Raw genomic sequence first — 12,130 nt, forward strand, 5'->3', positions numbered from 1 at the left:
TAAATCTGTCCCGGTTTTCTGCAGAGACTCTGGATGACAGAACGCCAGATGATGTTCATTATTCATACCCGGTCAAACTGGCCGCTTAACTGTGGAAGACCACTTAGCGAACTGTCTGGTTTTAGGGGTTTAGTTCTATGAGCCCTAAATTGCCAGGCGCTGTAATGTTGCTCTTTTGAAGTGTCACGGCCGTTTGTGCCAGCAATCTACCATTAACTGACGCACCCGTGTTCACTGCAATCAATGTTTTACCCAGTACCACACCTTCAAAATGTGCATAGGTTCCAATCGTTACTGAACCTGCAACCTGCCAGATAATATTCTTAGCTAAGGCACCACCCGCTAAGACTACTTTCACTGCACTGGCCTCGGTCAGTTCACCTGATACCTGCATGATCCAGACATCATTCGGACCGCCAGAAAAAGTGACGTCAGTACTAATGTTAAGACTTGAAGACCATTTGTAAAGCCCGGGAGCAAGGGTTAATCCGCCAATTTCACCCGCACCAAGTTCTGTAAAATCAGGCGATGTTCGTCCTGCTGCGTTTTCGTATGCAAATCCCATATCGTTTATTGCTACAGACAACGAACTAGGAGAAATGGTGTAACAGGGAAGCGGACCAGCCGCATCGACGGTATATATATTTCCGGTTACTTCGTCGCACTTAAGGAGTAACGCTGCACCAGTAATCGGACTTGTACCTACATCGCCAACAATTGCCGACCGGTAAACATCGGTAATACCGCTCTGACTAAGAATGGCAAAACTTCCTGCGCTTCTCAAATTTATGGGAGACGGGCCAGACGCTGCTATTGTACTTCCTGAAAACAAACCACCTATAATTAGGGGTAAGAGTATTCTTTTTGAAATATTCATAGTTATTTTATCCTTGTCTTGTTATATGATAGTTAAATCATCAAAGGTAAATATTGTTTATTGTCATTTACCTGATAATATTGCAATAAGCATTCCAATTCAAACTTTAACTTATATAAGTAATATAAAACTGACATTAAATAAACGAGGTGGCTAGCTAGCGCCTCCAGCCACTACCCGATGAGGCATCATTGGCCTCAGTCGTAACCGCGTTAACCCTCTAAAATTAAGCGTTGACAGTAGATTATGGGAGCCGAACCTTCCATAATCTAATCTGTATATTGTATAGCGACGCGCTAGTTAACCAACCCGCTTAGGAAAAATCAAAAGGAGGAAGAGCGGACGCTCGCCTTCCTTAACTGACAAGGTTTGGATGTAAGAAAAATTTTAAATTCAACAGATCAAATACCACAGAAAGTACAACTTGAGCCTTCCTTTCTGGGTTTCTGCGAACTAACTCTTGAACATTAGATCTTGATCACAGAAACATCTGCTATAAATATGTTTTTAATTGTCAGCATTTGTAACGGATGGACAAGTTGACTCCTTAGAATGGGATGGAGAAGAACGTGGCTCGTTACTACCCCAAGGGCCAAAGCGGTCGGCCAGAAAGAGTTGTTGAAATGACAAGAACGACCGATTAGCTCAGTTTCCAACCTCGGCACGTTCTTCCCAATACCGAGCCCGTTCTGCATCCTCTTTTACGCCGGTGCCTGTCCGGTAGGCCTTTGCTGTTTCCTCTATACCGATTCGGTCGCCCGATTCTGCCAGCCGGAGATACCACTGAAAGGCATTGCTGTCGCTTTGCTTTACCCCTTTGCCTTCAGAGTACATGTTGGCGGCGTTCAGCATGCCCTGGCGGTTGCCATCCTCGGCCAGGGCAATGTAGCGCTCAAACGCCAGATCATACTGGCCCATTTTGTACACTGCGTAGGCTTCCAGCACCCGGATCATATCCCGGGCAACACGCATCTGGTCGTCTGCCGGTTCTGCCTGTGTTGTGCTCGGCGCCAAACCGATAAGGACCACAAGCGCCATCGCCTTGAGTGCGTGCCTGGTGCGGTGCATAAGAGCGTCCTTTACAGGTGGCGTGAAGATTGTTTGACCAATTCACGTTAGCAGCGCCGGCAGAGAAGGTGAACGGTACTTAAGTACCTTTGTCATTCGACTCAACACTCCATAGCATTAGCTCTGCTGCCGCTTTGCCTCTCCTGGACGCTGACGTACCTGCCATTGTTCATCCATGACCACAGGTGCATCTAAAGATTGCAGGGGCTCCTTGCCGCGGATCAGATCGGCGGCGCGCTCAGCCACCATGATGGTGGGCGCGTTCAGGTTGCCATTGGGTATGGTCGGGAAAATCGATGAATCCACAACACGCAGATTTTTGATGCCATGAACCCGAGTTTGCGGGTCTACCACCGCACGCTCATCGATGCCCATTTTGCAGGTGCAGGATGGGTGATAAGCGCTCTCTACCGTCTGCCGAACGAAAGCGTCAATTTGCTCGTCGCTGTCAACCGCGGTACCTGGCTGAATTTCAGGCCCGCGGTACTCATCCATTGCCGGCTGATTAATAATTTCCCGGGTCAGGCGAACGCACGCCCGAAAACCTTCCCGGTCGGCGTTGTGCTGCAGATAGTTGAACTGTATCCGTGGCGCTTCTTTTGGATCCGCAGACTTTACGTGTACGGTGCCGCGACTTTTGGGTTTGTTGTGGCCAACATGTAGCTGAAATCCGTCGCCATCAAACGCTTCTTTGCCGTCATAACGCATTGCCGCAGGCAGGAAATGGTATTGCATATCTGGCCATTCCACGCCCGCTTTGGAGCGGATAAAACCGCAAGATTCGAAGTGGTTGGTGGCGCCAAGGCCATCTTTTTTCAGAATCCAGCGCACGCCTATTTTCAGTTTGTTCCACCAGTCGAGCTTGCGGTTTAACGACACCGGCTGCTCACAGCGGAACTGAAAATAAAACTCCAGATGATCCTGTAGGTTTTCACCCACTCCCGGCAGCTCGTGCTTCACCTCAATGCCGGCCTTTTCCAGAACCTCGCGGTTACCAATGCCGGAAAGCTGCAACAGGTGCGGAGAGCCAATGGACCCTGCCGACAAAATCACCTCTTCAGTGGCTTTCACCTCTCGGATCTTACCGCTCTGTTCGTAACGCACACCCGTAGCGGTATTGCCGTCGAGAAGCACTTTGTGCACCAGAGCATGGGTAACCACGGTCAGATTAGGGCGATCCATAGCCGGCCGCAGATACGCATTCGCAGTAGACCAGCGACGACCATTTTTAACCGTCATGTGCATGCTGCCAAACCCTTCTTGCTGGGCGCCGTTGTAGTCCTTTGTAGGGAAATAACCGGCGTCCTGACCTGCGTCAATAAAGGCCTTATACAGGGGGTTTTGCATGTTGTTGCCGTTGTTTACGCCCAACGGACCGTCACCGCCACGGTAGCGATCACCGCCGAATGCCCAGGTCTCCGCTTTTTTGAAATATGGCAGTACCTGTTGGTAATTCCAGCCTTCTGCGCCTTGTGATTCCCACTCATCAAAGTCGCGGGCGTGGCCACGCACGTACACCATGCCATTGATGGACGACGATCCGCCCAGCACTTTGCCGCGTGGGCAATGCATGCGACGGTTGTCCAGATAAGGCTCCGGTTCGGTTTCAAACTGCCAGGCGAATTTTTTGGTGTTCATCGGAATGGACAAGGCGGTCGGCATCTGAATAAAGATGCTTTTGTCGCTACCACCGGTCTCCAGTAGCAGAACCTTACGGTGGGTATCTTCGGTCAGGCGGTTAGCCAGCACACAGCCAGCAGAGCCCGCGCCCACAATGATGTAGTCGTATTGGTTGTCGTTCACACACGTTCCCCTTTTTAGCTCCGAAATCAAAATGGCGCGTCGATGTCTTCCATGCCCACATACACCGCCTTGAGCTGGGTGTAGTGAGAGATCGTCTCGCGGCCATTTTCGCGGCCAATACCAGAGAGTTTGTAGCCGCCCACGGGCATTTCTGCCGGGGAAGCTCCGTAGCTGTTAATCCAGCAAATACCTGCCTGCATCTGATGAACAACCCGGTGGGCACGGCGAATGTCATTGGTAAACACGCCCGCCGCCAGTCCGGTTTCAGTCGAATTCGCGCGATCAATCACTTCATTTTCAGCGGCGAACGTGAGCACAGACATCACCGGCCCGAAAATTTCTTCCCGCACGATCGCCATATCGTCAGTGCAGTCGGTGAAAATGGTCGGTTCAACAAAATAGCCGCCCTTGGAATCTTCCGGCTCAAATCCGTGACCTCCGTGACGGAGTGTTGCGCCTTCTGCCACACCTTTAGCGATATAGCTCAAAACCAGCTCGCGGTGCTTTTCAGAAATAAGCGCACCAAAGTTGGTTTGCGGGTTCATCGGATCGCCCGGCAGGATGTTGTTGCGGGTACGCTCCAGCAAACGCTCCATGAATTTCGGGTAGATATCCTCATGCACGAACACTCGGGTGCCGTTGGTGCAGACTTCGCCCTGGGTATAAAAATTGCCCACCATGGCGGCCGAGATGGCATTCTCCAGATCAGCATCGTCAAAAATAATGAGCGGGGATTTACCACCCAGCTCCATGGTCACACTTTTCAACGTAGTAGCCGCAGCGGCCATGACTTTCTTGCCGGTACCTACTTCGCCGGTAAACGACACTTTGGCGATTTCGGGATGGTGAGTCAGCCAGGAGCCGACCTCTGCTGCGCCCTGCACGACGTTAAACACACCGGCAGGAACACCTGCTTCAATATAAATCTGGGCCAGTTTGGTGGCGCCCATTGGCGTTTCTTCAGAAGGTTTGAAGATCATCGCGTTGCCACACGCCAGTGCCGGAGCAGACTTCCAACAGGCGATCTGTAACGGATAGTTCCAGGCGCCGATACCGGCGCATATGCCCAGCGGTTCCCGGCGGGTGTAATAAAAGTCACCCCCAAGATCCTGCTGGTTACCTTCAATCGACGGCGCCAGACCGGCAAAAAATTCAATCGAGTCTGCGCCCGTTACGATGTCAACGGCTTGGGCTTCCTGCAACGGTTTGCCGGTATCCAGAACCTCAATAACGGCCAGCTCGTCGTTACGTTCACGCAGTAATGCGACGGCTTTCAGAAGAATGCGACTGCGCTGCACGGCAGGCATGGCAGCCCATTCTGTAAATCCAGCCCGGGCGCTCTCAATGGCGGCCTGCTGCACAGATTCATCCGCTATTTCTACTTCGTAGATCACTTTGCCCGTGGCCGGATTGACAACTGGAAACACCTCACCGGTATTGTTGGCAAAGAAGCGACCGTGAATAAAGTTCTGTAAACGAGGTACTGAGTGGGACATAAAAGCGTCAAACCTTAACGTGAATAATGAGTGATTCTGCTTAAACGATGCGGCTACTAAATGTTGCCTGGGGCCGGGCCAGCGTGTCCCGTATAAAGCGCTTACACAGCCGCTCACCCGCTTCGAAACTTTCCTGTGGGTCCAGGCTCAACGCACTACGCAGCCAGAACCCGTCTATCATCGCCGCCGTTTGCCGCGCCACCTCGGTCGCAGCTGTAGGCTCCATCACCTGGGCGAAGGAATAACGCAGGTTGCTATAAAGACGCGCATTGTTGATCTGCTGCAAACGTTGCAGACCGGGCTCATGCATGGACCGCGACCAGAAACTCAGCCAGGTTTTTGCCGCCAGTGCCGAGCGCTGGAAGTTGGAAAAGTTGGAATCAACGATGCAGTCCAGGCGCTGTTCCGGCGACCCGTCGGTCTTCGCCATACGCTCACGAAGCTCTTTTCCCAGCTGGTCCAGTAAATATCGAAGCGCTGCTTCAATCAGGCCCTGCTTACCACCGAAATAGTGGCTGATGATGCCCGAGGACATTCCCGCGCGTTTGCTGATGCTAATAATGGTGGTATTCTGCATCCCCAGTTCCGCAATCGACTCCATCGTTGCTTTGATCAGCTGCTGTTTTCGGGTGTCTTTCACTCCAATTTTTGCCATGATTATTCGCTACTTTATAGCCCTGAGTTTATTAATTGAACGTTCAATTAACTTTAAGGCTACAGAAACTACAACGGAGCTGCAACCTGCAGAAGTACAAAAAATAACCGATCAGAGTCTGGTAAGTCGGGGAACGAGCATCAAACAGATACCCATTATTTGTCCGCATAGTCCGCAGAAAAATGCCCTTTAATTAGCCAATACAATCGTGTTCACAGCGGGTCTGTAGTGCCTGATTGTTGACCGGACAAAATGTGGTGCAAGCTGCGGCACTCAACCATGGGGTCGTCACAGTTGACGACAATATCGGAACGGGCAATCACATAACTCTTGCCGGTAATCTGGTTCTTCACCATCTGGACCTCGCCGTTCTGCTCTACGGCACTGAACTCGCCGATGAAGCTGGTTTCCCGCAGAGAAACAGTTTCCAGCCGGTCACCGGGTTTGATGGTACCTTCGTAATTCATCAATGCCAGCCGCGCCGAGGTTCCGGTGCCAGTGGTGCTGCGGCAGATGACGCCGGGATGCACATAAGTCGCGGAACGGGAACGGTAATAGCCTTCGCCCACATGCTCTACGGGGCCCATAAAGTGGAGAAACGGCAAGGGCCCCACATCGCCCAAAGTGTGATGGGAAAAACTTCGTTCCGCCTGCACCGCCTCAACAATGGCATGAGCCGCCTCGGCAAGCCTGCGCTCTTCGGCCAGAGTAAGGTCGAACCCCAGCTCTTTCGCATCTACCAGAGCATAGAAACCGCCACTGTAAGCAACGCTGTAAGTTACCCTCCCCAAAGACGGCACCTCAACGGTAGCCCTGTAGGTGTGGATGTAGCTGGGCAGACCTTCACAGGTGATGGATTCCACCACCCCGTCACGCACCGTTGCGTCTATTTGCACCAGCCCGGCCGGCGATTCCAATAGGAACTGTTGCCGGCCTTCCTGCTTGGGCACAATGCCCGCTTCCAGAACAGCGGTGGCGGTGCAGATGGTGTTGGAACCGGAGTAAATCGGATACCCCATCACTTCCATGATGATATACCCGGCCGCTGCTCGCGGGTCTGTCGGCGGCACCAGCAGGTCAACAGACATCTCGGGAATACCGTGGGGCTCTTCCAGCAACAAACGGCGCAAGCCATCGGCATTGTCCCGCAGGTATTCCATCTGGGCCCGCACTGTGTCGCCCGGCAGCGGATCAATGCCACCGGTAACAATTCGGCTAACGTCGCCGCCAGCATGGGTATCCATCAACTGAATGGTCAGTTCCGGTTTCATCACACGTCCTCCAGAGTGAAAGGCTTACCATGCTCGTCCCATTGCGCGTCGGGAACAATCACGATCTTGCCGAGATAATTGCTGCCCCGATTTTCAAAATAGACCTCGGCATGGTGCAAATCCGACAGTTTGAACGCGCCGTGCAGCACCGGCTTCAATTTCCCGTCACGAATCCAGGCCATGAGTTGGTCGGCTTCGTCACGGGTACCGTGTGAGACCCCAAAAATTTGTACCTGATAAAGGTAGATGCGGGTCCAGAGAATCTCGCTGATGTTGCCACCACTGGCACCAGCGATGCTCAGCCGCGGGTAGGTGCTGCGGGCCTTCATATCAAAGATCATCGTATCGATGAATGTGTCGGTCATCTCTCCGCCCACCAGATCCATCACCGCGTCAAACGGTTTGCCGCCCGTTGCCGTCTTTACCCGGTCAACAAAGCTGTTCATATCAGAACGATCCAGCACGGCCTCGGCCCCCAGCTTAAGCAGCGCATCGGCTTTATCGTCTTTGCTCAGAGCGAAGGGAATAGCGCCCACAATGCGGCACAGTTGAATCAACGCAGTACCCACACCGCCGCTGGCACCCGTGACAAGTACCCGTTCGCCAGCCTGAATGTTAGCCGAGGTGACCATATGATAGGCCGTTTGGTAGGAGCACATGCCCATTGATGCCAGTTCAGCGTCGGACAATTCTGGGTTGGGAATGTGATGAAACTGGTCCGAAGGCAGCGCGACATATTCTGCATAGCCACCATCCGCGCCGTGGCCATAGTAATCAGGGGTCAGGTTAATATCTGTGCGGGCATCGGCGTAAATATTGAAATCCAGTAAGCCACGTTCGCCTATGCGGCTTTCATCAACACCTTCACCCACGGCCACAACGCGACCGGCTATGTCAGCACCCTGAATGCGTGGGAAAATCAGCGTCGGCTTGCCACCCATTTGGAAAGACGTCATCTCTCCTTTTTTAGTAGGGTAAAGTCCTTCACGGGCCTTGCGATCCGTGTTGTTTTTGGCTGTGGCTGTTACCAACACCAGCACCTGCCCTGGCGCCGGCTCAGGTGTCGGTACCGTCTGGTATTCAAGCGTGTCGATACCACCATGGCCGGTTAAAACCATGGCTTTCATAGTATTGGGAATCATAAGCGCGCGCTCTTGCCAAGTAGAATCCCGATGTTAACAGTTGCAGCGACGATCACCACGTCAACGGGTTTTACCTAACAGCTTTCTGCGCTCACATATGGCCACGCCGAATGGCGGATCGGTCTTGCCACTGCATGTCATACCAAGGGCAATTCAGACTTTCTATCTTTTTTTCCCTCAACCAGACCGTTTGCCCCTGATAATCTTGCGGTTTCCAATTTTCTGTTACTTTTATGCAAAACCCGGGGCGGTCCGGAAGAGACTTTATGTATGTTTTCGGATACCCCGCCGGCTTTTCACCCGTCACAGCAGATTTCAGATCATCCAGAGTCGTAACCTCTTTCTGTGTTGAACAACCGACGACAAAAACGGCAAGAAAAATCGCTATGATTTTTTTCAATGTTCTTCCTCGTTCTGGGCAAAACATCTGCTGTTGCGGCTACCTGAATTCTGGTGCAACTTCAAAATTTTACGTGCGGGGCGCTTGATCACAACCAGAGGGAATCTGAATCAGCCCAAAACTGACCAGCCCTGAGTTACGCCAATAAACCGAGTCAAGCCAGCATTCAGGCTTGACTCGGTGTACTCCAAGATGAATTTGTAAATCTTAGTCAACGGCTCTCTGCACCGCCACATAATGTGTGACCTTAGCGCCGTCCATCACCGGCGATACCTTCCATTCAATGGTAAAAGGTGACCCGTCTTTGCGATAGTTGATGGTGCTGCCGTGGAAGGTCCGATTGTGCTTCAGATCGTCAGCCAAACGATCCGTTTCCGCTTTATCGGTCTTCGGACCCTGCAGCAGACCAGGCGTTTTGCCCATCACTTCATCGGCCGAATAGCCGGTCAGGTCGGTAAAGGCCTGGTTGACATAAATGATCACTGAATTTTTATGATCATCGGTCACGTCAGTCACCATCACCGACTCGAAAGCCAGACCCGCAACAGACTGAAAAAGTGGGGATTGCAGCAATTCTTTGGAATTATTCATACATTTCCTTTTGTATTAAACACACTGGCCCGAGTTAAACGACCATTCTTGTATATACGCACAGCGGCCGGCGCTGTATCAATACCCGCAACGCGATAGACTGGGGCAAAATTATTTTTCAGAGCCCTGCCTATCCGGTTTTCCTCGAGTGAAAAAAACGCCGACACCTAAGATGTGTTAGCCTGCTGATCCTGGCATACGAGTTATCAAGTAGTTTTGCTGCTTGACCAGTTCGAGCGCTTTCTTCCGGCGTTTTCTCGAGATCTCGCGTTTCATCGGCGGCCTGACCGCCCTCGGCCCTCTGTTTCACCGACAGATGCAGCCTTTTCAAAGACAGATACAGCCTTCATAGCATTGCGCCATTGACACATTTAACCCTGGCGCGCATGACCTAAAAACCGAAGTCATTGTGACTTTTAGACGTGCCATTTTAGGTGCTGGCCCAATATCGTGCTTTTAAAAAAAGCTCGCGATGCCGTCGTTGCCGTCTATTTTTTTGCCCAGATATAATTTTTAGCTAAAAACGAAACAGGACTTTGCCTGCGATCAAAGAAAGTAGGAAAGAAAGTACGAGACAAAGAAAGAAACGATCAATTACTGATAACAATACTTTTTCGGAGATGTGTATGAGATTTTTAAAAAAACTTGCTACTGCCGCTGCAGTTAGCTCACTAGTGCTTGGCGCGACGGTAGCCCAGGCAGATTCAAAAGAGCCTATTGTCATTGCCACCCATAACTGGACCAGCCAAATTACTATGGCTTACGTTATTGGCGGTATTTTTGAAAGCATCGGCGATAACGTTTCTTACGTACCTGCTGATAGCCAAGCGGTTTACGAATCTGTTCGTAACGGCGACGTTACTATTGCCCATGAAGTCTGGCAGTCTACTTTTGGCAAGTCTTTCAACAACGCTTTAGACGCTGGCGGCATTATTGATGTGGGCACCCACGCCTCTGTTACCCAAGAAGAGTGGTGGTACCCCGCGTATGTAGGCGACTTATGCCCGGGCCTACCCTCCTGGGAAGCGCTGAACGATTGTGCCGAACTGTTTGCAACACCAGGCAGTGGTGGCAAAGGGCGTTATCTTGACGGCCCTATGGACTGGCATGGCCAGGAAACCCTGGACCGCATTGAAGCTCTTGATATGAACTTTACAGCCAAGTTTGCCGGGTCATCCGGTGCACTTTGGGCTGAACTGGAGTCTGCAGCCAAAGACAACCGTGCGGTGGTTGTATTTAACTGGTCACCCAACTTCACCGATGCCGGTGACGGTGGCAGCTTCGTTGAATTTCCCGCGTATACAGAGGGCTGCAAGAAATCAGACGGCGGCGATGGCAAGTGTGGTTCGCCCCCAGCAGGTTGGTTGAAGAAAGCCGCTTATTATCAAATGCCCGCAAAATGGCCAACCGCTTATAAGATCTTTAACAACGTATCCTTTACCAAAAGCGATATCGGCAATATGGCAGCATTGGTAGACATCGATGGTATGTCCCACGAAGCAGCCGCTACTAAATGGCTGGCTGATAACGAAGCAACTTGGAAAGCCTGGTTGTAAGCTAAACACGCTAACCTGAATGCGCTGCATTCAGGTTAGCTTTTATATTAAGAATCTCTATTTATTTGTTTTTTTTCAGTGACAGCAGTGCTATTGACGCGGTGCAACAATACTCTATTGCGCTTGTTAGTCCGATATATTCACTGAATTATTGCCATCAACCCTATCTTTTAGCACTTCTTTTTTTACAGGAATTTGATTATGTCAACGTCAGCTCAGCCGGTCATCAAGTGCGAGTCTGTCTATAAAATTTTTGGCGATAACGCTGTAAAAATTCTGGAACAATCCGGCGGAAAAGTAGATACAGCATCATTACTCAAAGCCGGCTGTGTCATTGGTGTTAACAACGCTTCTTTTGAAGTGCACAAAGGTGAAATGCTCGTCATCATGGGCCTGTCAGGCTCTGGTAAATCGACCCTTTTACGCTGTATTTCACGCCTGATAAACACCACTGCAGGCGATATTTTTATTGATGGTGAAGACCTGCTTGCGATGAATGCAAAGGAACTCATCAACATTCGCCGTAATAAAATGGGCATGGTATTCCAAAGTTTTGCCCTTCTGCCTCACAAAACCGTTCTGGAAAACATTGCCTTACCCTTGCAGGCAAAAGGCATAAGCACCCGCGACAGCATGGCCCGTGCGATGGACATGGTGAACCTGGTAGAGCTCACAGGTTGCGAAAACGACTTTCCGCGCCAACTCTCCGGTGGTCAGCAACAGCGTGTCGGCATTGCCCGCTCATTGGCCGTAGAACCTGAAATCTGGTTCCTCGATGAGCCCTTCTCGGCTCTGGACCCGTTGATTCGCAGGGAAATGCAAGACGAGTTTCTGCGCTTGCAAAGTGTATTGCACAAAACCATTTTATTCGTTACCCACGACTTCGATGAAGCGCTACGCCTAGCCGACCGCATTGCCATTATGAAAGACGGCGTCATCGAACAAATTGACACCCCGGCCAACATTGTACTCAAGCCAGCCACGGAATACGTCGCCAAGTTCACCCGTGGCGTACCTCGTGAGCGCGTACTTTCTTGCAAAACCATCATGGAAGATTACGACGCAACCGCCAAGATGAGCGACGTCACTGTCTCTGCCAATGCCATTATCGAAACTGTAGCTGGATCTGTTCTAACCGAGCAAAACCCAGTGGCTGTCATTGATGCCGAGGGCAATATTGTTGGCGCTTTAAACCGCAACATTATGATAGACGTCTTGTTTGGTGAAACTAACAGCATGCCAGTTAATAACTAAGTTATGAGCAAAGCCTA

11 protein-coding genes are annotated in these 12,130 nt (G+C 51.1%); 2 read left to right on the top strand and 9 right to left on the bottom strand.

What is annotated here, in order from left to right:
* Window positions 1-121: 121 nt before the first annotated feature.
* The 9 genes from MIH19_RS16780 to MIH19_RS16820 all read right to left on the bottom strand — a co-directional run bounded on the left by MIH19_RS16780 (window position 122) and on the right by MIH19_RS16820 (window position 9,303).
* The gene (locus MIH19_RS16780) at window positions 122-877 is read right to left on the bottom strand and encodes an ice-binding family protein (RefSeq protein ID WP_249005961.1); all 756 of its coding nucleotides are present in this window, start codon (window positions 875-877) and stop codon (window positions 122-124) included.
* Window positions 878-1,522: 645 nt separating this feature from the next.
* The gene (locus MIH19_RS16785; protein WP_249005962.1) at window positions 1,523-1,945 is read right to left on the bottom strand and encodes a sel1 repeat family protein; all 423 of its coding nucleotides are present in this window, start codon (window positions 1,943-1,945) and stop codon (window positions 1,523-1,525) included.
* Between the two features lie 117 nt (window positions 1,946-2,062).
* Complete coding sequence (gene betA, locus MIH19_RS16790; RefSeq protein WP_249005963.1) at window positions 2,063-3,748, bottom strand: choline dehydrogenase; 1,686 nt, start codon at window positions 3,746-3,748, stop codon at window positions 2,063-2,065.
* A gap of 26 nt (window positions 3,749-3,774) precedes the next feature.
* Window positions 3,775-5,244 (bottom strand): betaine-aldehyde dehydrogenase, encoded by a 1,470-nt coding sequence (gene betB, locus MIH19_RS16795; RefSeq protein ID WP_249005964.1) that lies wholly within the window; start codon window positions 5,242-5,244, stop codon window positions 3,775-3,777.
* Between the two features lie 40 nt (window positions 5,245-5,284).
* Entirely contained in the window at window positions 5,285-5,899 is a 615-nt protein-coding gene (gene betI / locus MIH19_RS16800; protein ID WP_249005965.1) for a transcriptional regulator BetI, read from the bottom strand.
* A 212-nt stretch (window positions 5,900-6,111) separates the two neighbouring features.
* Entirely contained in the window at window positions 6,112-7,170 is a 1,059-nt protein-coding gene (locus MIH19_RS16805; protein ID WP_249005966.1) for a proline racemase family protein, read from the bottom strand.
* Complete coding sequence (locus tag MIH19_RS16810) at window positions 7,170-8,312, bottom strand: zinc-binding dehydrogenase (protein ID WP_249005967.1); 1,143 nt, start codon at window positions 8,310-8,312, stop codon at window positions 7,170-7,172. The genes MIH19_RS16805 and MIH19_RS16810 overlap by 1 nt, the downstream gene beginning before the upstream one ends.
* Window positions 8,313-8,403: 91 nt before the next feature.
* Window positions 8,404-8,712, bottom strand: coding sequence for a hypothetical protein (locus MIH19_RS16815; RefSeq protein WP_249005968.1), 309 nt, complete (start codon window positions 8,710-8,712; stop codon window positions 8,404-8,406).
* Window positions 8,713-8,919: 207 nt separating this feature from the next.
* Complete coding sequence (locus tag MIH19_RS16820; RefSeq protein WP_249005969.1) at window positions 8,920-9,303, bottom strand: PAS domain-containing protein; 384 nt, start codon at window positions 9,301-9,303, stop codon at window positions 8,920-8,922.
* Between the two features lie 626 nt (window positions 9,304-9,929).
* Between MIH19_RS16820 and MIH19_RS16825 the strand changes: the two genes are divergently transcribed.
* Both MIH19_RS16825 and MIH19_RS16830 read left to right on the top strand, forming a co-directional pair.
* Window positions 9,930-10,859, top strand: coding sequence for an ABC transporter substrate-binding protein (locus MIH19_RS16825; protein WP_249005970.1), 930 nt, complete (start codon window positions 9,930-9,932; stop codon window positions 10,857-10,859).
* Window positions 10,860-11,060: 201 nt separating this feature from the next.
* The gene (locus MIH19_RS16830) at window positions 11,061-12,113 is read left to right on the top strand and encodes an ATP-binding cassette domain-containing protein (RefSeq protein ID WP_249005971.1); all 1,053 of its coding nucleotides are present in this window, start codon (window positions 11,061-11,063) and stop codon (window positions 12,111-12,113) included.
* Window positions 12,114-12,130: the final 17 nt, after the last annotated feature.

This window comes from Marinobacter sp. M1C (assembly GCF_023314135.1).
In the GTDB taxonomy this organism is placed as follows: domain Bacteria; phylum Pseudomonadota; class Gammaproteobacteria; order Pseudomonadales; family Oleiphilaceae; genus Marinobacter.

Coding starts and splice junctions, on each gene's coding strand:
- MIH19_RS16780 (WP_249005961.1), bottom strand. CDS start 877: ATGAATATTTCAAAAAGAATACTCTTACCCCTAATTATAGGTGGTTTG.
- MIH19_RS16785 (WP_249005962.1), bottom strand. CDS start 1,945: ATGCACCGCACCAGGCACGCACTCAAGGCGATGGCGCTTGTGGTCCTT.
- betB (WP_249005964.1), bottom strand. CDS start 5,244: ATGTCCCACTCAGTACCTCGTTTACAGAACTTTATTCACGGTCGCTTC.
- betI (WP_249005965.1), bottom strand. CDS start 5,899: ATGGCAAAAATTGGAGTGAAAGACACCCGAAAACAGCAGCTGATCAAA.
- MIH19_RS16805 (WP_249005966.1), bottom strand. CDS start 7,170: ATGAAACCGGAACTGACCATTCAGTTGATGGATACCCATGCTGGCGGC.
- MIH19_RS16810 (WP_249005967.1), bottom strand. CDS start 8,312: ATGATTCCCAATACTATGAAAGCCATGGTTTTAACCGGCCATGGTGGT.
- MIH19_RS16820 (WP_249005969.1), bottom strand. CDS start 9,303: ATGAATAATTCCAAAGAATTGCTGCAATCCCCACTTTTTCAGTCTGTT.
- MIH19_RS16825 (WP_249005970.1), top strand. CDS start 9,930: ATGAGATTTTTAAAAAAACTTGCTACTGCCGCTGCAGTTAGCTCACTA.
- MIH19_RS16830 (WP_249005971.1), top strand. CDS start 11,061: ATGTCAACGTCAGCTCAGCCGGTCATCAAGTGCGAGTCTGTCTATAAA.